Here is a 24,246-nt window from a genome sequence, read left to right as displayed (position 1 = left end):
AATTGGATAAATAATCAGATGGTAATAAAGGCGGATAGCCCAGCAACGTTTGCTGAAAAATATATCATTGAAAGTATCTGGAACAATCACTTCCCGCAAGGTTCAATTCTGCCGGCAGAGCGTGAATTGTCGGAACTGATCGGTGTAACCCGGACCACTTTACGTGAGGTGCTGCAACGCCTTGCTCGTGATGGCTGGCTGACGATTCAGCATGGTAAGCCAACACGCGTTAATAACTATATGGACACTTCAGGCTTGAGCATTCTGGATACGCTGATCACATTAGATGGTCAGGATGTACAGGGCGTTCTGGAAGATCTGCTGTCGGCGCGAACCGATATCAGCAGCGTCTATATGCGTTATGCCGTGAAAGGCAACCGGGAAGAAGCCAGCGCGCTGCTGGAAAAAGTGATCAATGCTTGTGAGGGCTTGCTGCAAGCGGAGAGCTTTGCTGCATTCGCTGAGGCGAGTGATGAGCCGGATGAGCTGATGCAGGAAGTGAAGAAGATCACCGACAAGTACGGCAAAGAGCAGCCTGAGCTGTGTGAAGCCATTTGTCGTGCCCGTGCGTTCAACTATTACGATTACCGCATGTTCCAGGGCATGGCTGCAAAATCGGGCAATACCCTGTATGTGCTGACGATCAACGGCCTGCGTAAAATTTATACCCGTGTCGGTGGTTACTACTTTATGTCGAAAGAAGCCTGTGAGCTGGCTTTGGCGTTCTACCGCGACATGAAAGCACTGTGCGATAACAACCAGCCAGAGCTGGTGGGCGATCGGATCAAGAAATACGGTCGTGAGAGTGGGGCCATCTGGTACAGCAACCGGATTGAGATTGCCCGCTACCTGGTTGAAGAAGAGCAGTAATTGCCACCAATAACCTGGAGTGACGTGTAGAAAAGAAAGGAGATGCCGTGGCATCTCCTTTGGTTTATCTGGCGCTGTGTTTTCTGCGCCAGCGCTAGATTTTAGGGGACGTCCCCTGGTGGATCTGAATTAGATATCTGCGCTGTACTGGCTACTGCGGTTCGGGCATGTGCTGAGGATCTGCGTTCTGCCGTCGGGCAACTCTTCTTCTAGGATCACATCAAACCCCCACAAGCGGTATAAATGCTTGAGCACTTCTGAGTGGCTGTCTGCCAGCGGGATCCGGTTGTGCGGGACATAGCGAAGCGTCAGCGAGCGATCGCCTTTCAGTGCAACATTCCACACCTGAATATTGGGCTCATTGTTGCTCAGGTTGTACTGAGAAGAGAGTTTCTCCCGGATCGCCCGGTAGCCTTCCTCGTTATGGATTGCACTGACTTCAACATAGTTGTGGCGATCATCATCTTCGACTGCGAAAAACTTAAAGTCCCGCATTACTTTCGGTGACAGGTACTGGCTGATAAAGCTCTCATCCTTGAAGTTTTCCATGGCAAAATGGACCGTGTCCAACCAGTCTGAGCCGGCAATGTCCGGGAACCAGTATTTATCCTCTTCCGTTGGGTTCTCACAGATCCGACGAATGTCCTGGAACATCGCAAAACCGAGTGCATAGGGGTTGATGCCGCTGTAGTAAGGGCTGTTATAGTCCGGTTGCGCCACCACATTGGTGTGGCTGTGCAAAAACTCAATGATGAATCGATCCGTGACCAGGCCTTCATCATAAAGATGGTTGAGGATGGTGTAGTGCCAGAAAGTTGCCCAGCCTTCGTTCATCACCTGGGTTTGTTTCTGTGGGTAGAAATACTGGCTGATCTTGCGGACAATCCGTACCAGCTCCCGCTGCCAGGGTTCCAGCAACGGTGCGTGTTTTTCAATGAAGTAAAGGATGTTTTCCTGTGGTTCTTCCGGAAAACGATACTCTTCAGCTTTGTTCTCTTTCTCTTCCTGAACCGGAATCGTGCGCCACAAAGCGTTCACCTGGGTCTGCAAGTAGTCCTCACGGGCTTTCTGGCGTGCTTTTTCTTCAACCAGTGAGATTTTTTGTGGCCGTTTGTAGCGGTCGACCCCGTAGTTCATCAGGGCGTGGCAGGAGTCGAGTAACTTCTCAACGTCATCCACGCCATATTTTTCCTCGCATTCGGAAATATACTTACGGGCAAACAGCAGGTAATCGATGATGGAACTGGCATCCGTCCAGGCTTTGAACAGGTAGTTGCCCTTAAAAAACGAGTTATGACCATAGCAGGCATGCGCCATGACCAGCGCCTGCATTGTAATGGTGTTTTCTTCCATCAGGTAAGCGATACAGGGATCGGAGTTAATCACAATCTCATAAGCCAGACCCATCTGGCCGTGCTTGTATCCGCGCTCGGTTTCGATAAAGCGTTTCCCAAAAGACCAGTGATGGTAGTTGATGGGCATCCCGATACTGGAATAGGCATCCATCATTTGTTCTGCAGTGATGATCTCGATCTGGTTCGGATAAGCGTCCAGGCGATAATGATCGGCGACACGTTTAATTTCCGTGTGATACTGCTCAAGCAGGTCAAACGTCCAGTCCGGACCGTCACTGAGTGTTTTTGACTTAGCGATTGTTACCATAACACACTCCCCCTATAGCGCTTGCTGACATCTAACTGACTTGCTTTTTAAATAGCTCCCGGAAGACCGGGAAGATGTCTTCCACACTCCTTATGTTCTGCATCGCAAAGTTACCATGGCTGCCCTGCAGCGCTTCATATTCCCGCCACAGGGTCTGATGTGCCCGGCGCGTGATCTCAATGTAGGCATAGTAGCGGCTGACCGGCAGAATATGCTTGTCCAGCAGCTCACGACAGCCGGGTGAGTCGTCTGCCCAGTTATCACCGTCAGAAGCCTGTGCGGCATAGATGTTCCATTCGGCCGGTGAGTAGCGTTTTTTGATGATTTCATCCATCAACCGCAGCGCACTGGAGACGATGGTGCCCCCGGTTTCTTGCGAGTAGAAGAATTCATGTTCATCGACCTCTTTGGCCTGGGTATGGTGGCGAATAAATACCACGTCCACGTTTTTGTAGGTTCGGTTTAAAAACAGGTAAAGCAAAATGTAAAAGCGCTTGGCCATATCTTTGGTGGCCTGATCCATCGAGCCGGAGACATCCATCAGACAGAACATGACTGCCTGGCTGGTGGGTTGTGGCCGACGCTCATAGTTTTTGTAGCGTAAATCAAAGGTATCGATAAACGGCACGCTGCTAATCCGCTCGCGTAGCGTCTGGATCTCTTTTTTCACCCGATCTTCTTCGAGCGGCTGAGCCGGCTCCGTGCTCATCAGGTAGTCGAGCGCCTGCTCCAGCTCCCGCAGCTGACGGCGCTTGGCCGCCGTCATCGCGGTCCGTCGGGCCAGTGAATTCTGCAGTGATTTCACAATGGCAATATTGGCCGGTACCCCGGTTGACTTGAAGCCGGAGCGGAAGGTTTTCCACTCGACAATTTTGTTGAGTTGGTTTTTCTCCAGATTCGGTAACTCCAGATCTTCAAACAGCAGATCTAAGTATTCGTCCTTGGAAATTTGAAATACAAACTCATCCTGACCTTCACCATCCGGGCTGGCCTGTCCTTCGCCGGCACCACCTTGTCCCGCCCCGCCTTGGGGGCGTTCAATGCGATCGCCGGGACTGAACTGGTCATTCCCTGGGTGGACAACTTCCCGTTGTCCACCACGGCCTTGGTGAAAGCTTGGCTCGCGGATATCACGCGAAGGAATCGTAATATCTTCCCCGCTTTCCACGTCAGTGATCGAGCGTTTGTTGACCGCATCAGCAATCGATTCTTTGATTTGCTGTTTATGGCGGCGCAGAAAACGCTGACGGTTCACTGTGCTTTTGTTTTTACCGTTGAGCCTTCGGTCGATAAAATGCCCCATAAGCTCCCCCCTTCTTCATCCTATTCTGCATTGGCCGGTTATGACGATTTACGGACACGCAGATACCATTCGGACAGCAGGCGAACCTGCTTGCGGGTATAGCCTTTTTCCATCATTCGAGCCACGAAGTCATCATGTTTCTTCTGCTCTTCGGTGGATGTTTTGGCATTAAAGGAGATCACTGGCAGCAGCTCTTCTGTGTTGGAGAACATTTTCTTCTCGATCACAGTGCGCAGCTTCTCGTAGCTGGTCCAGTTCGGGTTCTTACCGGCATTGCTGGCCCGGGCCCGCAGCACGAAGTTGACAATCTCGTTGCGGAAGTCTTTCGGGTTGCTGATCCCGGCTGGTTTCTCGATTTTCTCCAGCTCGTTGTTCAGAGCCGCACGGTCAAACAGCTGTCCGGTTTCCGGATCGCGATACTCTTGATCCTGGATCCAGAAGTCAGCATAACTGACGTAGCGATCAAAGATATTCTGACCGTACTCAGAGTAAGACTCGAGGTAGGCGGTCTGGATCTCTTTGCCGATAAACTCGACGTATTTCGGGATTAGATAGCCTTTCAGATGCTCCAGGTACTTCTCGGCCAAATCCTGCGGGAACTGCTCACGCTCGATTTGCTGTTCCAGCACATAGAACAGGTGCACCGGGTTTGCCGCGACTTCGGAGTGATCGAAATTGAAGACCCGAGACAGGATCTTGAAGGCGAAACGGGTCGACAGACCGGCCATCCCTTCATCCACACCGGCATAATCACGGTATTCCTGGTACGACTTGGCTTTCGGGTCGGTATCTTTCAGCGTTTCACCGTCATACACCCGCATTTTCGAATAAATGCTTGAGTTTTCAGGCTCTTTCAGGCGCGACAGAACCGAGAAGCGGGCCAGGATACCCAAGGTGCTTGGGGAGCATGGTGCCGCAGACAACTCACTGTTTTGCAGCAGTTTTTCGTAGATCTTGATCTCTTCCGACACCCGCAGACAGTAAGGCACTTTGACAATGTAAACACGGTCGAGGAAGGCCTCATTGTTTTTGTTGTTGCGGAAAGTTTGCCATTCCGATTCGTTGGAGTGGGCCAGAATTATGCCGTCGAAAGGCAGGGCAGACAGGCCCTCGGTCCCGTTGTAGTTGCCTTCCTGGGTCGCGGTCAGTAAGGGATGCAGCACTTTCAGCGGTGCCTTGAACATCTCAACGAATTCCATCAGACCCTGGTTGGCTTTACACAGGGCACCGGAGTAGCTGTAGGCATCCGGGTCATCCTGGGCAAAGTGCTCTAGCTGACGAATGTCGACTTTACCGACCAGAGAAGAGATATCCTGGTTGTTTTCATCCCCTGGTTCGGTCTTCGCTATCCCGACCTGATCGAGGATCGATGGGCGTACTTTGACCACTTTGAATTTGGTGATATCACCGCCAAACTCGTGCAGGCGTTTGGCTGCCCATGGCGACATGATATTGTTCAGATAGCGCTGCGGGATACCGTATTCTTTACTCAGTAGTTCCCCGTCTTCGTTTTTATCAAACAGGCAGAATGGGTGATCGTTGACCGGGCTGCGCTCGCCGTTGGCCGTCAGCACATAGATCGGTACTCTCTGCATCAGGCTTTTCAGTTTCTCAGCCAGCGATGATTTACCGCCCCCAACTGGGCCCAGCAAGTAGAGGATCTGTTTCCGCTCTTCCAGACCTTGCGCAGCATGTTTCAGGTACGAGACGATTTGCTCAATGGCGTCTTCCATGCCATAGAAATCTTCAAAGGTTTTATAGCGGGAAATCACGCGGTTAGAGAAAAGCCGGCTCAAGCGTGGGTCCTGAGCGGTGTCAATCATTTCGGGTTCGCCAATTGCCATCAGCAAACGCTCTGCAGCATTGACATAGGCACTGCGGTCGTTACGACAGATTTCAAGGAATTCCTGCAATGAAAGCTCTTCATCCTTGGCTTCTTCATAGCGTTGACGATAGTGGTCAAAAATACTCATGGTATGCCCCCTGAATCGTTCTTCAATCAATTAGAAAGGACGAAAACAAATAACTTTCACATCCCTCAATGTTAAGACTAGTCCTAACTGATCAAATTGCTTCACTGAGTTGTTGGTTTATAAACTAAATTTCCTTTTCATGTTGAGCTGACGTGCTGGTCACTTATTGAACATATCCCTACTATCCTCCTATAAATCGGCATGCGCAAGGGGAATTCGTTAAAAAAATGAGGCGATCTTTGTGTCAGAAATGTAACTGACTGGGGCGTGAGGAGATATCAGCGGAAGATCGCCATTCGGCCCATACTGACAGGGGGATAGGCTAAGTGTAATGGGTTACAGTGTGCGAAAATGGCTTTGATGTGTTTATATTTGGATTGATATCTCTTTTTTAACTTTCCAGTGTTCACAGTGCCGTTAATCCCTCAGTTTGCCGAATTTTTTATCAGTCGTGTCATGAGAATCGTGCGTGTCGGGGCGCATAGCGGATGTCAAAAAAATGCGATCGTGATGGCTTTGTCGCTCCAAAGCTGCCGGGCTGCATTAAGCTTGAACTGTAAGATGGGCTGGGGGAGTTGAAGTAATGGGGATTTCACGGGTGGATACGGTATCAATTCCGGTTTCTGATCAACGTCAGGCCCTGTGGTTTTACCGCGATGCCTTGGGGTTTGAATTGATCCGCGATCATCGCGGTGATAACCAAAAGCGCTGGATCCAACTGGCACCGAAAGGTGCCGAGACGACTATCAGTCTTGTGGCCCCCTTTGCAGGCATGGCCGCCGGATCAGTTCAGGGGCTGGTGGTCCAAACCGATGATATCCAGAAAACACATCATGAGTTGAGCTGTCGGGGGGTGGCGCTTTCCGAGATCGTTACCCTGGACAGTGGCCGATTTGCAACTTTTCACGATCCTGATGGCAACGGCTGGGTACTGATCGAAGCCATTGTGCACATGCAGGCCTGAGGCGAAGCCGGATTGATCCCCGGCCAATTGGCAGCCTGCTTGTAAAGATAGCTTGGACGAACCTTGTCAGGTGTGTGCGAGTGCAGGCTGCGTGTCGGGGGCCGGTAGCGTGATTGGATTAGTTGCGCTGAACTCTGACCTGAGTGCTGAGCGTATGCGATTGGCCTGGTGCCAGCTCAACGGGGAATTCGTGAATCGCAGCTTCAACGCAGACCATGGTTTCAAAGCTTGTATCGGCCATATCGGTCATGCTGGTGGACAGCGCCTGCCATGGATTCCAGATCACAGCAGAATCATGCCCCTCGTTGCTGACCTGGACCTGGCGCTGATGGCGCCTGTCGTGGATTGTGATCGGGTTCTTCGGCGATGTGTATACCCGGTCCGTTTCACCGGAGAAGTGTAGTTCCTTCTCGCCTTCACATGCAATATTACCCTGGGTACTGTCGAGGAAATGCTTGCCCATACCAGAAATGAGCGTGTCACGGATGTCAGCAACCGTAAAGTAGGTGTGCAGGGCACCGCTGTACGACCAGTGATGGCTGTCGGTATTGGTTGTGGTCAGGCTGACGCGCAGTTCACGGCCGATTTCAAAGGTCAGCAGGTTTTGAAATTTGTGCGGCCAGAGAGTCCGGGTGGCGTCGCTGTCTTCGAGGCGCAGGCTGATCATGACGCCTGTCTCGTTTTCTCGATGCTCCTGAAGGTGCCACTCGCTAAGCCGGGCAAAGCCATGAGAAGGGGCGGCGGCTTTGCCAAACCAGGGCCAGCAAACTGGGATCCCGCCGCGAATCGCTTTTTGGTGATCAAATTCTGCTTTTTCGCTCAGCCAGATCACAGCTTGCTCATCGGTGGGTTGATAACAAATCAGATGGCCGCCGTGCAGGGAAATTGCGGCTTCTGCTTGCGGATGGCTTACCCGAAGTACTTTGAGGCCTTGGTATTCACACACGGTGATGGCATCGGATAATACAGAAATTGTTGAAAGGTTACGTAAATCCATCAAAATTCGTCCTCACCTGTATCACATGATAAATGGGTTACATTTGATTGGCTCCTAGACATTTTGAAAGTCAGTACCAATAAAATGCACACTTAATTTTAATTAAAAAATATTAGTAATAATTCAAAAAAATTTGTTAATCCTGTTGTCCAATTTTACTTGTTGAGCATTATTTTGAATCTCGGGCGTATCTGGTTGCTGACGAGATATACAAAAAAGGCAGCTTCTCAGCTGCCTTTTATTCACTATCTCAGTAAGAATTACTTAGAGATGTGTGCGATCAGGTCCAGAACCTTGTTCGAGTAACCGATCTCGTTGTCGTACCAAGAGACAACTTTCACGAATTTGTCAGTCAGTGCAATACCTGCTTTGGCATCGAATACAGACGTTTGAACTTCGCCGATGAAGTCTTGAGAAACAACAGCGTCTTCAGTGTAACCCAGAACGCCCTTCAGCTCGCCTTCTGATGCTTCTTTCATTGCCGCACAGATAGTTTCGTAAGAAGCTGCTTCTTTCAGGTTTACAGTCAGGTCAACAACAGAAACGTTGGCTGTTGGTACGCGGAAAGCCATACCTGTCAGCAGGCCGTTCAGCTCAGGTAGAACCTTACCAACCGCTTTTGCAGCGCCAGTTGAAGATGGGATGATGTTCTGAGAAGCACCACGGCCACCACGCCAGTCTTTCGCAGAAGGACCGTCAACAGTCTTCTGAGTCGCTGTTGTCGCGTGAACAGTGGTCATCAGGCCAGATTCGATACCGAACTTGTCGTTCAGTACTTTCGCAATCGGTGCCAGGCAGTTCGTAGTACAAGAAGCGTTAGAAACGATGTCTTGGCCAGCGTAAGTGTCGTGGTTCACACCCATCACGAACATTGGCGTTGCATCTTTAGATGGACCAGTCAGAACAACTTTCTTCGCACCAGCGGTGATGTGCTGACGTGCAGTTTCGTCAGTCAGGAAGATACCAGTTGCTTCAGCGACGACGTCAACACCGATTTCATCCCATTTCAGGTCTGTTGGGTTACGCTCAGCAGTGACACGTACAGTTTTGCCGTTGACAATCAGGTTACCACCTTCAACTTCAACAGTACCGTTGAAGCGACCGTGCGTTGAATCGTATTTCAGCATGTAAGCCATGTATTCAACGTCGATCAGGTCGTTGATACCTACAACTTCGATGTCATTACGCTCTTGAGCAGCGCGGAATACGAAACGTCCAATACGGCCAAAACCGTTAATACCTACTTTGATAGTCATTACAGTTGCTCCACAACTTAATTTCTAATGAAAGATAACTGGTAGTAAAATTACAGAATCTTACGAGACCCTGCAAGCCAAAAACGAACTTAAATTGCGTGAGGTCAAAAAAAAGTTCGGATTTTTTTTACATTCCTTATACAACGCTGAATATTCATACAAGGTATGTATAAATATCCACCATTGCTGTTGCTAACTTTTAATATCACCACCCCTGTGGCCGAAAATATGCTTAAATGAGGTGGATAAATGTAAAAACCTTTCGAGCAAAAAGTATGTGCCACAGTTTCGAACATTGGCAACTGCAATTGCACGGACGACAGACAGGAAGAAAAAGGTAAGACATTAGATGTCAGATAAATCAGACACTTATTGGCGTGAAAAGTTAACTGCTGAGCAATATCATATTTGTCGTGAGGGCGGCACTGAGGCCCCGTTTTCTGGAGCGCTTTTGCATAACCGCGAAACCGGACTGTATCACTGTACCTGTTGCCAGGTGCCTTTGTTCCGCTCAGAGAATAAATTTGATTCCGGCTGCGGCTGGCCGAGTTTTGATGCGCCCATCCGACCCGATGCAATCCGGTACCTGGAGGACCACAGCCACGGCATGCATCGGATCGAAATTCGTTGTGCCAACTGCGACAGTCATCTGGGACATGTATTTCCGGACGGGCCGCCAACGACAGGCGAGCGTTATTGTGTTAACTCGGTGTCACTCGTCTTTACCGGAGATGCTGCAGACGGGTAAGTGCCGGTAAGTTCTGGCTCAACATTCCGGCGTCGTATCTGGTCGGTTAATGGACCATGTCGGCGCTGAATTCTCCGCGCCGGATTGATTTGGCGATCCTCAGTGCTTTCTCATCCAGTTGTTGGCGATGCGCGTTGGCCATCGGGTAGAAGCTGTTCAGTTTATCCTGGCTGGCGACGGAAGCGCCGAGTTCAGTGCCGATTTTGGCCCATAGGTAGGCGTCATCAGTGGACTTGTTCTGATGGGATAAAGTGGCGAGGGTCTGGATAATCTCTGGTTGAATCGGCTGCTCGCCGGTGTAGAGCTCTAAGGCGTGCTTGAGTAACTGTATGGTTTTCTCCTTATCCACTTCGGTATAGAAAGTGGCAAGGGCCAGTTGCAGTTCCGGCGTTTCGAGTGCTGGCGTTCCTTCCAGCTGCAGGAACTGACGCAGGGCGCGTTTGTCACCCTGGCTCCAGCGATAATAAATGATTTGGGGATCGGCAGAGTCTGCCAGTTCTTCAGACAGCCGGCGAATTTCCTCATAGCTGTGGATCAGGGCCCGGGTGCGTAGTGACTTACGCTCTTTGAGTTCGGTCGGTTCGATTCGGGCTGCATATTCCAGACACTTCTGATACGCGTAAGTAAATTTCAGTTCTTTAAATTTCTCTTCATCTGCTGGATTTTGCAGCACATCATATCGTTGCCAGATGAGTTGGGTCCGCTGGAGCCGGCACTGGCCGTCATTCAGGTTGGTGTTGGCACAAATTTCAGGGTGATCCTGGCACAGGCTTTCAGTTGAGCGGTGGCGCTCAAAGCATCCTCCCAGTAAAGTCAGGCAGGCGACTGAAAGGAAGAGGCGGTGCGTTGTTGTCAAAGCTCGGTTAATCATCATAGATAAATGGCTGTGTCAGGGTTCCATATTGCTCGGTGCAGAGCATGCGGTTCGGGTTTATCGTGACGGAAGTCCAGTGTTCTTTACCAGGCGACCACAGTCGGGCTCAGATTAACCCTGCCTGCAGGGAGTCCCTAAGGTGCGAATCAAGTCGGCATTGATGTCTACACTGTGATCGAAGAAGCAAATTCGCGAATGTCATTTGGCGCCATGGGGCGAAATTGGTATTACTGCCTGCCTCTATTCTCGAATCAGCAAGAGTCTGATGGCATTTTAGCCATTGGACAGGAAGCCTGCAAATGGAACTCGAACAATTACTCCAAGCAATGACGCCGGAAGTTTTCCAGCGAATTTCAACCGCTGTCGAAATTGGAAAATGGCCTGACGGCACCCTGCTTACCCCTGCACAGCGGGACGCCGCCATGCAGGCGATGATGATTTACCAATCCCGCTATAATACCGAGGCCGAACATATGTCGGTCGCAGCCGGCGGTGAGATTAAGTTTAAGTCCAAAGCTGAGCTTAAGCGTGACTTTGGCGTTGAAGAGCCACCGGCTCCGGACGATATTGCCCGCTTCGACCACGATCAGCTCTGATCAGCTGAGGTGATTGTGATAGATCATGGGCTCACAGTAAAAGCTGCTCAGCTCATGGTCTTCCTCGCTCATCAAATTTGCCACCCATGGCTCTTGTTCAATGGCCGCCAGATACGCCTGCAATCGCGGGTACTGGGGCAGCCTCAGCCCCGCCATCCAACCACTGCGACAAACACTCCATAAACTGAGCTCCGCTATAGAAAGCTGCGGCGTGACGTAGCCGGATTCGGGCAGTTGCTCTTCTAGATAGCGCAGCGCCTGCGGCAGGTGATTAGTCAGACATTGCGCGATGGCTTCTTCATCTATTTCCTTATTCAGCATCTTGCCCCGCATGATTTTTTGGTAAAAGAGTACGCCGCCGATCAGTGAGGTCAGCCGGGTATCGGCATATTCTTCCAGCCAGCGGATTTTTGCCCGGGCTTCGGCAGAGCCGGGGTAGAGCGGCGGCACCGGGCAGATGTCATCCAGGTAATGTGCAATCACGGTTGAGTCGATCACGGCATTCCCGTCGTGCTCCAACACCGGGACTTTTCCGAGTGGGTGGCGCTTGAGAGCCAGCTCTTTTTCCATATACGGGTTTAGGGGTTGGAGCTCATAAGGGAGTCCTTTATAGGCGAGCGCGAGCATAATTTTGCGGACAAAGGGAGAAATGGAAGAGCCGTGAAGAATCATAAAGATTGCGCGCCTGTTGTCGTTATGAATAGTGAAAGTGTAGTTGGCAATGGCAAATATGGGCGCTGCGGTTTTCGTGCGGCTTTGCCTGTTGTACGTATGAGCGCGTGCCCAGTCGGCTCAACACGGCTGTTCAGAGCTCGAAGGAGTATCTTTTTTCACCAAAGGCTGGTAGTGTCGCTGCCCTTCCATTTGTGTTTGATGACGCAATGTTTGTTTACCGCTTTAAGAGCGGCGCCATAGAGGATACTGCCTGTGAGCCAGCGTGCTTTTTCCACCTTGGATCTGAAACCGGATCTGATTCAAAACCTTGCTTCCCTGGGGTATGACACCATGACGCCGATCCAGGCGCAGAGTCTGCCGCATATCCTGGCGGGCAAGGATGTGATCGCCCAGGGGAAAACCGGCTCTGGTAAAACAGCCGCCTTCGGCCTGGGACTGCTTGATCATCTCAATGTGAAGCGGTTTCGGGTTCAGTCGCTGGTGCTCTGCCCGACGCGCGAGCTGGCCGATCAGGTTGCCAAAGAGATCCGCCGGCTGGCGCGGGCGATCCATAACATCAAGGTACTGACCCTGTGTGGCGGGATGCCGTTTGGTCCGCAGATTGGCTCGCTGGAGCACGGTGCCCATATTATTGTCGGGACTCCGGGCCGAGTGGAAGAGCATGTGCGCAAAGGATATCTCAACCTTGATGATCTTAATCTGCTGGTGCTGGATGAAGCCGACCGGATGCTGGAAATGGGATTTCAGGATACTCTGGATGCCATTATTGAGGCTGCCCCCAAGCAGCGTCAGACTTTGCTGTTCAGTGCGACGTACCCGGCGCAGATCCAGGCCATTGCCGGCCGGATCCTCGACCAGCCGGTGACGGTGAAAGTGGCTTCGACCCACGATCAGCACAGTATTCGCCAGCACTTTTTCAAGGTCGACAGCAATGACGAGCGGATGATGGCGCTCAGGCTGCTTCTGGCTCGACATCAGCCGGAATCGGCGGTGGTGTTCTGTAATACCAAGCGCGAAGTGCAGGACGTGGCTGATGAACTGAACGCTTATGGTTTCAGTGCGTTGGCGCTGCATGGCGATCTGGAGCAACGTGAGCGGGATCAGACCCTGGTTCGTTTTGCCAACAAAAGTGCCTCGGTGCTAGTGGCGACCGACGTGGCGGCACGGGGGCTGGATATCGATGCCCTGGATGCGGTGATTAACTATCACCTGGCTCGTGACGTTGAAGTGCATGTTCACCGTATTGGTCGTACCGGTCGCGCGGGTAGCAAAGGGATCGCCTGTTCCCTGTTCAGTGACAAGGAGCACTATAAAATGGCGCTGCTGGAGGATTACCTGGATCAGCCGATTGAAGGTGAGTTGCTTCCGTCTGCTGATCTGTTGCTGCAGCCGGTATCGCGTCCGGCAATGATCACCCTGCAAATCGCGGGGGGCAAAAAGCAGAAAGTTCGCCCGGGCGATATTCTGGGGGCATTAACCGGTGAGCAGGGGATTGCGGGAAGTCAGGTCGGCAAAATCAATGTCTTTGACAACTGTGCTTATGTTGCGGTGCAGCGGGACGCAGCCCGGCGCGCGCTGAAGAAGCTGGAAAACGGCAAGCTGAAAGGGCGCTCATTCCGGGTACGACAAATCCGGGATTAAGTTTTTGGTGCTGGGCAATGGAGCGCCGGGACAGTAGCGGAACAGCGACAAAAAAAGCAGCGGGATGGCTCTCGCTGCTTTTTTCTGGGCGTTGATTGGACAGCCTGTGTATGCGAAGGCTTAGTGCGTCAGCTCGCCGCGCAGATCCTGCTGCATCAGGCTGCGAACCGTGTCAACGGGCAGATCCTGACTCAGCAGGAAGTGAAGTTTGGCTAATGCCGCTTCCGGCGTCATGTCGTACCCGCTGAGTACGCCGGCATCGGCCAGGGCACAGCCGGTCGCATAACCGCCCATGTTGACTTTACCAGACAGGCACTGGGTCAGGTTGATCACAATGACGCCCCGGTCGCTGGCTTCTTTCAACTGGGCCAGGAGCTCCGGGTTCTGCGGCGCGTTGCCGACGCCGAAGGTCAGCAGGATCATCGCATTCACCGGCTGGCGCAGGGTGTTGCGGATCACTTCCGGTGAAATCCCCGGGTACATGGTAATTACGCCAATCGGTTGTGGCGTGATGTTGTGGACCTTAAACGCCCCTTCCGGCTTTTTGTTCAGTTCAACATTGTTGAGCTGAATGTTTATCCCCGCTTCGAGTAGCGGCGGCAGGTTTGGCGAGATAAACGCCCCGAAACCGTCGGCGTGGGCCTTGGTGCTGCGGTTGCCGCGGATCAGCTGGTTGTTGAAGAACACGGTGACTTCGTTGATCGGGTAGTTGGCGGCCACATGCAGGGCATTGAGCAGATTACTCTGGCCGTCAGAGCGTAGCTCGGCCAGCGGGATCTGCGAGCCGGTCACGATCACCGGTTTGTCCAGGTTCTCAAACATGAACGACAGGGCCGATGCGGTATACGCCATGGTGTCCGTACCATGAAGAATGACGAAACCGTCGTACTGGCTGTAGTTTGCTTTGATATCGTCGGCGATGCGCTGCCAATCCGCTGGCGACATATCCGACGAGTCAATCAGAGGCGCATACTCGTGGATGGTAAACTTCGGCATTTCCGGACGTTGAAACTCTGGCATGCTTTCCAGTTGCTTTTGCATAAAGCCTGCGACTGGGATATAGCCGTGATCAGACTTTTGCATACCGATAGTGCCGCCGGTGTAAGCAATGTAAATGTGTTTTCTTTCCATAATTCAGGTACAGACATAGCGTATTGGTGGCCGCATTATATACGGTTATACGTGTTGAACATAAAGAAAAAAGCCCGGCTTGTGCCGGGCTTCGCTCACTCTTGGATAGTTGTGCAGTTGAGACAGAAGGCGTAGTGGCCTTTCGGGTCGTTAAAGTTGTTCAGGGCGGTGAAATCTGCCGTTACCTGGCGGGTGACTGGTTGCAGCGCCGCCGGTAACTGACCGAGAACGGCCTGGGCAATCAGGGCTTGCGCTTCCGAGGTGAACTCCTTCAGTAACTGCTCGGCCGGGCTCAGCGGCTCTTCCATCCAGCGCAGCTCGTAGCTGTCGAGTTCGGCCAGCTCTGCGGCAGTCAGCACAGCGTCGTCAAAGTCCCCGAGCTGATCGACCAGACCCAGGTTCAGCGCGTCCTGACCGGTCCAGACCCGGCCCTGAGCGATGTGGTCGGCCTCGGCCAGCGACATATCACGGTATTTACTCACCAGACCGATAAAGCGCTGATAACCGTGCTCAATCCCCAGTTGGAAAATCTTGGCAACTTCTTCCGGTAGCTCGCGGGTGATCCCAACCCCGGAGAATGGGGTGGTGCCAACCCCGTCACTGTAGATCCCCATGTTTTTCAGACCATCTTCAAAGGTGGTCAGAATGGCAAAAATCCCGATCGAGCCGGTGATAGTGGTTGGCTGAGCCAGGATCTTGCTGGCACTGGAGGAGATCCAGTAACCGCCGGAGGCAGCCAGGCTCGACATTGAAACCACCACCGGTTTGCCGGCCAGTTTCAGTGCATCGACTTCACTGCGGATCACTTCCGAGGCAAAGGCGCTGCCGCCCGGGCTGTCCACGCGCAGGATCACGGCTTTAATCTCGTCATCCAGACGTGCTTCACGCAGCAGCGCGGCGGTTGAGTCGCCGCCCACGGTGCCCTGGTGCTGCTGGCCATCGACAATGGCGCCGCTGGCCACAACCACGGCTACTTTGTTTTTGCTCGGTAGTTCACGACTGTCGACGGTAGCCAAATAGTCGTAATAGCTGACCTGGTTGAAGTTGTCGTCATCATCTTTGCCGAACTGCTCGATTAGCTTCTGGTTCAGCACCGGACGGTTGACCAGTTCATCGACCAGTCCCATTTCCAGGCTCAGTTTGGCAAAGTCACCGCCAACGGCTTCCAGACGCGCGATCAGGCTGTCCAGCTCCGGTGTCAGTATGCCCGGCTCCAGGTTGCGGTTGTTGGCCACATCCTGGGTATAGGCTTCCCAGAGCTGGTTGAGCCAGGCGGTATTCGCCTCTCGGGCTTCATCGGACATGCTGTCGCGGGTGTAAGGTTCGACAAAAGACTTGTAGGTGCCGACCCGGAAGACATGGGTAGTGACGTCCAGTTTTTCCAGTAAGCTTTTGTAATAGAGCGAATAGCTGCCGTACCCGGTGAGTAGCACGGTACCATCGGGCGACATGAACACCTTATCGGCATAACTCGACAGGTAGTACTGGCTCTGCTTGTAGCTGTCGCCAACGGCATACACCGGTTTTCCTGCCTGCTTGAATTCCTGGATCGCTTTGGCGATATAGCGCAGCTTGGTCAGGTTGGTTTCCGCCATGTCCTGAAGGTTCAGGACCAAGCCGGTGATCTGGTTGTCGGTTGATGCGGCGCGAATGCTGTCGACGATATCAAACAGTACGTTTTCCTGGACTGGCGGCTGGCCCAGTGCACTGCCGGCCAGCTCGTCAATCGGGCTGGAGTGGGCACGATGTTCGACGATCGGTCCGGCGAGGTCCAGGACCAGGGCTGCTTTTTCTGGCAGGGCCGGTTTTTCTTCACCGGGATAGAAGGCAAAGAACAGCATGCCGATAACGGCTAAAAACAGCAGGTTAAGGATCAACTGGCGGGTAAAACTGAGCAGGCGCCACAGAGCCCTGAACAGCTTTCCGATTCCTTTGAATATCACTTTCATGAAGATTCCTGATGATGCAAACGATGATCTGTCTATCCTAACTTAGTAAACAAGGAATTACAGTATTAATCCCTGAGTAAGCCTCTCTATGAAAGTATAAATACAGAGCGACCCGAGCGGAAAAGAAAGCGAATACATGAGATGGAATAATGTCGAAAATGTGATTTGTTGGAAATTTGTAAAACAAGTGTTTGAAAAACGTTCAGTCGCTGAATATACTGGTCAGACCATAACAACAAAAGAATGGAAGCCATGGACGATAAATCTTACCCGCATTTGTTGGCGCCGCTGGATCTTGGATTTACTCAGCTGCGTAACCGTGTATTGATGGGGTCAATGCACACTGGCCTTGAAGAGTCACGTGACGGCTTCAAGAAACTTTCCGCATTTTACGCAGCACGTGCCCGGGGCGGTGTCGGGCTGATTGTGACCGGGGGGTTCTCACCCAACTTCCGGGGTCGTCTGCATCCATTCAGTGCTGAGTTCAGCTCAGGTCGTGCGGCCCGAGCACACCGGGTGATCACCGATGCCGTCCATCAGGAAGGTGGCAAGATTGCGTTGCAGCTGTTGCATGCCGGCCGCTATGCGATGCATCCGCTGGCGGTGAGTGCGTCAGCGATTCGGGCGCCGATTTCCAAGTTTACCCCCAGCAAGATGAGTACCCGCCAGATCCATAAGACCATCGACGCGTTTGCCCGTAGTGCGGAGCTGGCGCGTGAAGCCGGCTATGACGGGGTTGAACTGATGGGCTCGGAAGGGTACCTGATTAATCAGTTTATCTGTCAGCGCAGTAACCACCGTTATGATGAGTGGGGGGGCAGCTATGAAAACAGAATCCGTTTCCCGATTGAGCTGACCAAGGCAGTACGCCAGCGGGTCGGGCGTGACTTTATCATTATTTTCCGTCTGTCGATGCTGGATCTGGTCGAGCAGGGCAGCACCCACGAAGAAGTGGTGCAACTGGCGAAAGCGCTGGAAGCCGCAGGCGTGACGATCCTCAATACCGGGATTGGCTGGCATGAAGCCCGGATCCCGACTATTGCCACTCAGGTGCCCCGTGCGGCGTTTTCCTGGGTCACCGAGAAGCTGAAACATGAAGTCAATATTCCCCTGGTGACCTGTAACCGGATCAACACCCCGGATGTGGCGGAATCAATTCTCTCGTCCAATCAAGCTGATATGGTTTCCATGGCACGGCCGTTCCTGGCCGACCCGGAGTTTGTCGCCAAAGCTGAGCAGAACCGTGCCGCGGATATCAACACCTGTATCGGTTGTAATCAGGCGTGTCTGGATCATGTCTTTGTCAATAAGCGAGCCAGCTGTCTGGTCAACCCGCAAGCTTGTTATGAGACGGAGTTGGTGCTGACGCCAGCCGCGACATCCCGTCGCCTGGCGATTGTCGGTGCTGGTCCGGCCGGGATGGCCAGTGCTGTAGCGGCAGCGGAGCGCGGTTTTGAAGTCGACCTGTTTGAGAAAAACGATCATGTCGGCGGCCAGTTTAATCTGGCGATGCAGATCCCGGGTAAAGAAGAGTTTCAGGAAACCATTCGTTATTTCACCCGACGCCTGGAGCAAACCGGGGTCAATGTGAAACTGGGACAGCGCATTACGGCACAAGAGCTGAAAGGGTATGACGAAGTGATTGTCGCCACTGGGGTGGCGCCGCGGCTGCCGGATATCCCGGGGATTGAGCATGAAAAAGTGATCGATTATCAAACCCTGATCCGTGAGAAAGTGCCGCTGGGGCAGAAAGTGGCGGTGATTGGCGCTGGTGGGATCGGCGTTGATGTTGCCACCATGCTAACCGAGCCGGAGCATCAGGATCTGGATAGCTGGCTCAAAGACTGGGGGATCGACAAAACGATAGATCATGCCGGGGGACTCTATCCCCATGATGAATATGTGAGTCAGCGCCAGGTGTGGTTGATGCAGCGCCGCCCGGGCAAAGTCGGGAAAGGGCCGGGTAAAACGACCGGTTGGATCCACCGCCGGGTGCTGGCCAAGCGCGGGGTGGAGCTGTTGGCCGGGGTGAGTTATGACAAAATTGATGATCAGGGACTGCACATTACAGTGGAAGGACAGCAGCGCGTACTGGATGTTGATCACATCGTGATTTGTGCCGGCCAGCATTCGGTGGAAGAGCTGTCTGCGCCGTTACAAGCGATGCAAATCCCGGTGCATGTGATTGGTGGGGCCGATGTTGCTGGTGAAGTGGATGCCAAACGGGTGATCCGTCAGGGCGTTGAGCTGGTCGCTCAGTTGTAACGAACAAAGCAATCGTTGGGAAACACAGGGGCGCCGATCTTGGCGCCCCTGTGGTTTTCTCGGCACGGTTTTATGGTACTGTTAGAACAATAACTATTTTCATCAAGATATTTTTCACAAGGTATTGTTATGGATGCTCTCTCGTTACTGTTAAACCGTCGCTCATTGCCTAAGCTGATGGAGCCGGCCCCGCAGGGTGAAGCGCTGGATAACATTTTCCGCGCTGGTTTGCGTGCGCCGGATCATGCGGCGCTGACTCCCTGGCGTTTTATTGTCTCGCAAGGGGAAGGGCTGCAAAAGCTGGCCGATATTCTGGTTGAGGCGGCGAAAGCGGATGGCGCGGAAGCTGCGGTCATTGAAAAAGCCAGCAAAGCCCCGTTCCGGGCACCGATGGTGATCACTGTGGTTGCCAAGGTAACTGAGCATGACAAAGTGCCAGTGATTGAGCAGCACCTGTCTGCCGGTTGTGCGGCGCAGGCGATGCAGATGGCGGCGGTTGCGCAGGGGTTCTCTGGTTTCTGGCGCACCGGTAAATGGGCGTATCATCCAGTGGTTCGCGAAGCGCTGGGCGTAAGCGGCGATGACATGATCGTCGGGTTCCTCTATATCGGCACACCGGGGTGTCGGGAAGCCAAGGTGGCCGATCGTGAACTGAATGACTTCGTTGAGTACCTGTAAGCGAAATAATCAGTCATCCGGCGACAGTATCAGGGGAAGCAGTTTCAGGCTGTTTCCCCTTTTCTTTGTCGGTACGGATATCTGTGTTTATATCCAGTGTTTTCTTGTGATGAAATCCGGTTTTCTCTATAGTTCAGGTCAGAGCAAATCAACCGACTATTTCCATGACTCGCCTTTATATTGCTGAAAAACCAAGCCTTGGCCGCGCCATTGCGGCGGTATTACCACGCCCGCATAAAAACAATAACGGATATATCGAAGTCGGCAATGGTGACATCGTGACCTGGTGTATTGGTCATCTCCTGGAACAGGTCGAGCCGGATGCCTACGACGAAAAATACAAGAAATGGAATCTGGCGGATTTGCCGATTCTGCCGCAGCAATGGCAGCTGACGCCGAGGAAATCGGCCCGACAGCAGCTCAGCGTGGTGCGTAAGCTGGTGAAGCAAGCCAGTGAAGTGGTCCATGCCGGAGACCCGGACCGGGAAGGCCAGCTGCTGGTGGATGAAGTGATCGACCATGTTAAACTGTCGGCGGCGAAAAAAGCCGGCATGAAACGGTTGCTGATCTCAGATCTTAACCCGGCAGCAGTCAAGCGGGCGCTGGGGAAAATGCGCGATAACCGGGACTTTATTCCCTTGTCGGTTTCGGCGCTGGCACGTTCCCGTGCTGACTGGCTCTATGGCATGAACATGACCCGTGCCTATACGCTGCTGGGTCAAAAAGGCGGCTATCGTGGCGTGCTGTCGGTCGGGCGGGTGCAAACGCCGGTGCTTGGCCTGGTCACCCGGCGAGATGATGAGATCGCCAACTTTGTCCCCAAACCCTATTACGAAGTGACGGCACTGATCCCGTATCAGGGCAGTGACATTCGGGCGCGCTGGCAGCCGAGTGAGGCTTGTAAACCCTGGCAGGATGAAGACGGGCGGGTGCTGAATCGCAAGCTGTGCGAGAATGTGGTCAGCCGGATCCAGGGCCAGCCGGCAAAGGTGACGGAAGCGGAGCGGAAAGAGTCCCGCCAGTCGGCGCCGTTGCCGTATTCGCTCTCGGCATTGCAGATTGATGCGGCGAAGCGGTTTGGCATGAGCGCCGCGGATGTGTTGGCAACTTGCCAGTCGTTGTATGAAAAACACAAGGCGATCACCTATCCCCGTTCGGATTGTCGTTATTTGCCCAAAGAGCATTTTTCTCAGGCGGGGGAAGTTTGTCAGGCGATTGCCAACACAGCGCCGAAAATGGCTGACGCAGTGGCTGGTGCTGATACCTCGCTCAAATCCAAAGCCTGGAATGACAAAAAAGTTGATGCCCATCATGCCATTATTCCAACCCCGAAAACGCTCAACAGCGCGGCGCTGAGCAGTCGTGAGCAGGATATTTATCAGCTGATTGCCCGCCAGTACCTGATGCAGTTTTATCCGGCAGCGGTCTACAGTGAAGCCAAGCTGGTGTTTGCGATTGCCGGTGGGGGGTTTGTTGCCAAGGGACGGCAACTGAAAAGTGCCGGATGGCGGGCACTGCTGGGCCGAGAGGATGCCGAGGACGATCAGGCACTGGCGGAGAAAGTGCCGCCGTTAGAACAAGGGACGGTGCTGACTTGTCGGGAGGGGGAGATTAAAGACAAGATGACGGAACCGCCCAAACCCTTTACGGAGGCAACACTGCTGCAGGCCATGACCGGAATAGCCCGGTTTGTATCGGATCCGTCACTGAAGAAAATATTACGTGACACAGACGGCTTGGGGACGGAAGCAACCCGGGCCGGTATTCTGGATATTCTGTTTAAGCGCCAGTTGCTGGTTCGTCAGGGCAAGAGTATTCATGCCACTGAAGCGGGGCGGGGGCTGATCTATGCCCTGCCGGATGAGGCGACGTATCCGGACATGACGGCGCACTGGGAGCACCAGTTGCAGGATATGGCCGACAAGAAATGTGCGTACCAGCCATTTATGACCGCCCTTCAGGACAGGTTGCAGCAAATGATGGCGCAAGTCCGGGTCAGTGAGGTGCCGCCAAGTTTGCGTGAGCTGAAATCTCCCGCGCCGGCCAAAGGCGGGAGCAAAAGACGCTTTAGCAAAGGGGGCGGGAAGAAGAAAGCACCGGCCAAATCTGCCGGCCGGGGTGGTTCGCGGAGATCCAAGTCAGCTTCGTGAACGGGGCGGATGTCATGATGGTTAACTATATGCGATGGCCTGGTTTCGCCCGGAGGATTTTGCTTCATATAGTGCAATATCGGCCTGTTTAAAGAGAGACTCCGGTGCAGTTTCCTGGGTTGGGATCAGGGTACTGAGCCCGATACTGACGGTGACGATCTGTGGGCCTTCCTGTCGAATATCGGTCCGGGGTAATTGCAGATTCTGAATGGCTTCAATTGCCCGGTTAGCCGTATAACGAGCGGCACTCTGATCCTGGCCAGGTAGGAGCAGGACAAATTCTTCTCCGCCGTAGCGGGCAAAGAGGGCTCCGGCTCGATTTTCCAGCCCGGCTAGGGTATTGGCGATGATTTTCAGGCACTGATCTCCGGCAGCATGGCCATAGCTGTCGTTGTAAGCCTTGAAATGGTCGACATCGACAATCAGTAAGGATAGAGGAAGCTGATGACGTTCGGCACGTCGCCATTCTTCATTGAGCTTTTCGTCAAACACCCGGCGATTGTAGACCGAGGTCAGCGGATCGAGCCGGGAGATGGCCTTGAGCTTTCGGTTGACTCGCTCCAGTTCGGCGGTGCGTTCACAAACCCGGCGCTCAAGCTCTTTGTTGAGGTTCAAGAGTTTTTCTTCAGCCTGGCGTCTGACCAGGTGCTGTGAAACAATAAAGCCAAACTGCTTTAAGATCTGTTGATGATAGCTTCGCAGCGGCATGCCGGTGAGCAAATTATCACACGCAATCCAGCCGATCGGCGTATCGCCATCCCACAGTGAAATAAAGCCACTCCAGCCAAAGCCGACCTGTTTCAGGTCGTGATACAGGGGGGTGTTGTTTTCAATGGCCAGATATTCACTCTTGGTGCGATCCTGGGTGAGTTGGGTAAACCATAAATCCGGGATCTCACGCTCAAAGTAATGTTCATTGACGGTATTGCCATGAATATCTGTCCCGTAGGTGCCCTGCATCCGGTTCTCACCCCTAAACAGAAAGATGGCCATCCGGTCGACATGGAGTCGTTTTTTTCCTTCATCAACAGCGGTAAATAACATATCGTCTTTGGATGAAGCCCGCCAAAGCTTGAATGAAATATCATGCAGTGCCTGGAGTTGTTCTTGCAACTGCTGTGTCTCTTGTTGGCTGATCTCCAGCTCTTTTTCTGCTGATTTTCGGCTGTGGTGCTCACGCTGAATATTTTCACTGAGCTGTCCGCTGTCAATTTCTGCGGCAAGCAAGGTGGCAAGCACTGAAAATTCCTGACTGCTCGGCAGCGGCTGTTCGGGAAAATCGATTGTGAATAGACCGATGACTTCACCCCGTCGTTCCAGCGGTAAAGTCAGGCGAATCAGTTGTCCTTGCTGTTCGAGTGAGCGCCTGAGTGCGCGGGTGGACTGGAGCTGCTTACTGTTGTTGAGTGGCTTGGGCGGAAACTGGTAGTGAATCCCGCTGTCATCCATTTTAAGCAGCAATTGCCAGCCGGATGAAGCTGCGATGGTTAACCTTGCCTGAGTTGCGCCAAAGCTGTTGCTGAGGTTGCGGCACGTGAGTTCACAAAGCGGACGAAACCCGTGGGCTTTACCCCACTGGGTCAGAAGTCGCTGGTAAAAACTGTCGAGCCGCTTTTGCGTGGTCAAGGCTGGTTATCCGGTTAAAAAACATTCACCTCCTATTGTTGTCATTTGATGACAGAAAGCCAGTTGATCGCTTTTGAATTTGGCTTTATGGCTGAACGGGTTCGCCGATTTGCGACTCAATACACACCGAATAACTGAATTTTCAATCAGTTGCGTCAAATTCAGGCACGGGGCTGGCATGTTCGTGATCACCAGGGAATGACGTTGCCCTGATAGTCGAGAAAGGTGCCGGATTGACTTTCATTTAGGTGATCGAGCACTTGCTTGAGCCCGGTGGCGGCTGTTTGCGTGGAGATCAGTGCATTCGGCCCACCCATTTCTGTCTGCACCCAGCCGGGATGCAGCGCAACCGTCTTGATCCCTTGCGGCAGCAAGTCGTTGGAGAGGCTTTTGACCACTGAATTGAGCGCCGCTTTTGACGAGCGGTAGATATAGCCGCCGCCACTGGTGTTTTCCGTCATGCTGCCGACTTTCGAGGACAGGCAAGCAATACTTCCGGGGTGCTGCCGACTGAGCTGAGGATAGAACGCTTCGGCCAGTTTCAGCGGCGCAATGGTGTTGACCTCCAGTACTTTGCGCCATTCTGCGGCATCGGTATGCCCGAACCCGTACCCTTTCGGACCATAGTAGCCAGCATTGTTGATGAGTAAATCCAGCGAGATATCGGCCAATTGCTGACTGAGCGCGGCAATGGCGGCGTGATCGGTCACATCCAGCGCCAGCAGGGTGAGGGCCGGATGCTGTTGCTGGCGCTGTTGTAGCGCACTGGCCTGTGCGGGTTGCCGGCAGCAGGCATAGACTTGCCAGCCATCCGACAGGTAGGTATCAACCAGCGCCAGTCCGACGCCGCGGTTGGCACCGGTAATGAGAACATGTTTGGTCATCGCA

Annotated in this window: 19 protein-coding genes; 8 read left to right on the top strand and 11 right to left on the bottom strand. The window is 53.0% G+C overall.

What is annotated here, in order from left to right; translation table 11 throughout:
• The first annotated feature begins 18 nt into the window (after positions 1 to 18).
• Positions 19 to 870, top strand: coding sequence for a fatty acid metabolism transcriptional regulator FadR (fadR, locus tag NNL38_RS11150; protein WP_255388109.1), 852 nt, complete (start codon positions 19 to 21; stop codon positions 868 to 870).
• Positions 871 to 999: 129 nt separating this feature from the next.
• On the opposite strand, the gene NNL38_RS11145 is transcribed toward fadR, so the two are convergent.
• The 3 genes from NNL38_RS11145 to NNL38_RS11135 are packed head-to-tail and all read right to left on the bottom strand — an operon-like array spanning position 1,000 to position 5,808.
• On the bottom strand, positions 1,000 to 2,532 hold the full coding sequence (locus NNL38_RS11145) for a SpoVR family protein (RefSeq protein WP_255388108.1): 1,533 nt from the start codon (positions 2,530 to 2,532) through the stop codon (positions 1,000 to 1,002).
• A 31-nt stretch (positions 2,533 to 2,563) separates the two neighbouring features.
• Entirely contained in the window at positions 2,564 to 3,835 is a 1,272-nt protein-coding gene (locus NNL38_RS11140) for a YeaH/YhbH family protein (protein ID WP_255388107.1), read from the bottom strand.
• Between the two features lie 38 nt (positions 3,836 to 3,873).
• Positions 3,874 to 5,808: a PrkA family serine protein kinase gene (locus NNL38_RS11135; protein WP_255388106.1), complete on the bottom strand. Its 1,935-nt coding sequence runs from the start codon at positions 5,806 to 5,808 to the stop codon at positions 3,874 to 3,876.
• A gap of 583 nt (positions 5,809 to 6,391) precedes the next feature.
• On the opposite strand from NNL38_RS11135, the gene NNL38_RS11130 reads away from it, so the two are divergent.
• Positions 6,392 to 6,772, top strand: coding sequence for a VOC family protein (locus tag NNL38_RS11130; RefSeq protein ID WP_255388105.1), 381 nt, complete (start codon positions 6,392 to 6,394; stop codon positions 6,770 to 6,772).
• 118 nt (positions 6,773 to 6,890) lie between these two features.
• Here the strand turns inward: NNL38_RS11130 and NNL38_RS11125 are convergent, their stop codons facing one another.
• Positions 6,891 to 7,769: a D-hexose-6-phosphate mutarotase gene (locus tag NNL38_RS11125; protein ID WP_255388104.1), complete on the bottom strand. Its 879-nt coding sequence runs from the start codon at positions 7,767 to 7,769 to the stop codon at positions 6,891 to 6,893.
• A gap of 260 nt (positions 7,770 to 8,029) precedes the next feature.
• On the bottom strand, positions 8,030 to 9,025 hold the full coding sequence (gene gap, locus NNL38_RS11120) for a type I glyceraldehyde-3-phosphate dehydrogenase (protein WP_255388103.1): 996 nt from the start codon (positions 9,023 to 9,025) through the stop codon (positions 8,030 to 8,032).
• Between the two features lie 349 nt (positions 9,026 to 9,374).
• On the opposite strand from gap, the gene msrB reads away from it, so the two are divergent.
• Positions 9,375 to 9,773, top strand: a complete 399-nt coding sequence (gene msrB, locus NNL38_RS11115) for a peptide-methionine (R)-S-oxide reductase MsrB (protein ID WP_255388102.1) — start codon at positions 9,375 to 9,377, stop codon at positions 9,771 to 9,773.
• Between the two features lie 46 nt (positions 9,774 to 9,819).
• On the opposite strand, the gene NNL38_RS11110 is transcribed toward msrB, so the two are convergent.
• Positions 9,820 to 10,647 (bottom strand): DUF2989 domain-containing protein, encoded by an 828-nt coding sequence (locus NNL38_RS11110; protein ID WP_255388101.1) that lies wholly within the window; start codon positions 10,645 to 10,647, stop codon positions 9,820 to 9,822.
• Between the two features lie 299 nt (positions 10,648 to 10,946).
• On the opposite strand from NNL38_RS11110, the gene NNL38_RS11105 reads away from it, so the two are divergent.
• On the top strand, positions 10,947 to 11,243 hold the full coding sequence (locus NNL38_RS11105; protein ID WP_255388100.1) for a YeaC family protein: 297 nt from the start codon (positions 10,947 to 10,949) through the stop codon (positions 11,241 to 11,243).
• Here NNL38_RS11105 and NNL38_RS11100 read toward each other — a convergent pair whose 3' ends face one another.
• Positions 11,244 to 11,915: a glutathione S-transferase family protein gene (locus NNL38_RS11100; RefSeq protein WP_255388099.1), complete on the bottom strand. Its 672-nt coding sequence runs from the start codon at positions 11,913 to 11,915 to the stop codon at positions 11,244 to 11,246.
• 255 nt (positions 11,916 to 12,170) lie between these two features.
• On the opposite strand from NNL38_RS11100, the gene dbpA reads away from it, so the two are divergent.
• Complete coding sequence (gene dbpA, locus NNL38_RS11095) at positions 12,171 to 13,559, top strand: ATP-dependent RNA helicase DbpA (RefSeq protein ID WP_255388098.1); 1,389 nt, start codon at positions 12,171 to 12,173, stop codon at positions 13,557 to 13,559.
• A gap of 120 nt (positions 13,560 to 13,679) precedes the next feature.
• Here the strand turns inward: dbpA and ansA are convergent, their stop codons facing one another.
• Together ansA and sppA are read right to left on the bottom strand one after the other, a co-directional pair.
• Positions 13,680 to 14,690 carry an asparaginase gene (ansA, locus tag NNL38_RS11090; RefSeq protein WP_255388097.1) on the bottom strand — a complete coding sequence of 337 codons (1,011 nt, stop codon included), beginning with the start codon at positions 14,688 to 14,690 and terminating at the stop codon, positions 13,680 to 13,682.
• A 95-nt stretch (positions 14,691 to 14,785) separates the two neighbouring features.
• Positions 14,786 to 16,639, bottom strand: a complete 1,854-nt coding sequence (gene sppA, locus NNL38_RS11085; protein ID WP_255388096.1) for a signal peptide peptidase SppA — start codon at positions 16,637 to 16,639, stop codon at positions 14,786 to 14,788.
• A 252-nt stretch (positions 16,640 to 16,891) separates the two neighbouring features.
• Here sppA and NNL38_RS11080 point away from each other — a divergent pair, with 252 nt between their 5' ends.
• The 3 genes from NNL38_RS11080 to NNL38_RS11070 all read left to right on the top strand — a co-directional run bounded on the left by NNL38_RS11080 (position 16,892) and on the right by NNL38_RS11070 (position 21,732).
• Positions 16,892 to 18,904 carry an NADPH-dependent 2,4-dienoyl-CoA reductase gene (locus NNL38_RS11080; protein WP_255388095.1) on the top strand — a complete coding sequence of 671 codons (2,013 nt, stop codon included), beginning with the start codon at positions 16,892 to 16,894 and terminating at the stop codon, positions 18,902 to 18,904.
• 129 nt (positions 18,905 to 19,033) lie between these two features.
• Complete coding sequence (locus NNL38_RS11075; protein WP_255388094.1) at positions 19,034 to 19,582, top strand: NAD(P)H nitroreductase; 549 nt, start codon at positions 19,034 to 19,036, stop codon at positions 19,580 to 19,582.
• Positions 19,583 to 19,746: 164 nt separating this feature from the next.
• Positions 19,747 to 21,732, top strand: coding sequence for a DNA topoisomerase III (locus NNL38_RS11070; RefSeq protein WP_255388093.1), 1,986 nt, complete (start codon positions 19,747 to 19,749; stop codon positions 21,730 to 21,732).
• Positions 21,733 to 21,753: 21 nt separating this feature from the next.
• Here the strand turns inward: NNL38_RS11070 and NNL38_RS11065 are convergent, their stop codons facing one another.
• Together NNL38_RS11065 and NNL38_RS11060 are read right to left on the bottom strand one after the other, a co-directional pair.
• Positions 21,754 to 23,358: a GGDEF domain-containing protein gene (locus NNL38_RS11065; RefSeq protein WP_255388092.1), complete on the bottom strand. Its 1,605-nt coding sequence runs from the start codon at positions 23,356 to 23,358 to the stop codon at positions 21,754 to 21,756.
• A gap of 188 nt (positions 23,359 to 23,546) precedes the next feature.
• On the bottom strand, positions 23,547 to 24,242 hold the full coding sequence (locus NNL38_RS11060; protein WP_255388091.1) for an SDR family oxidoreductase: 696 nt from the start codon (positions 24,240 to 24,242) through the stop codon (positions 23,547 to 23,549).
• Between the last annotated feature and the right edge of the window lie 4 nt (positions 24,243 to 24,246).

The organism is Photobacterium atrarenae (genome assembly GCF_024380015.1).
Lineage (GTDB): Bacteria > Pseudomonadota > Gammaproteobacteria > Enterobacterales > Vibrionaceae > Photobacterium > Photobacterium atrarenae.
Note: the sequence above shows the minus strand (reverse complement) of the source record. Positions and strands in the feature narration are given on the sequence as shown.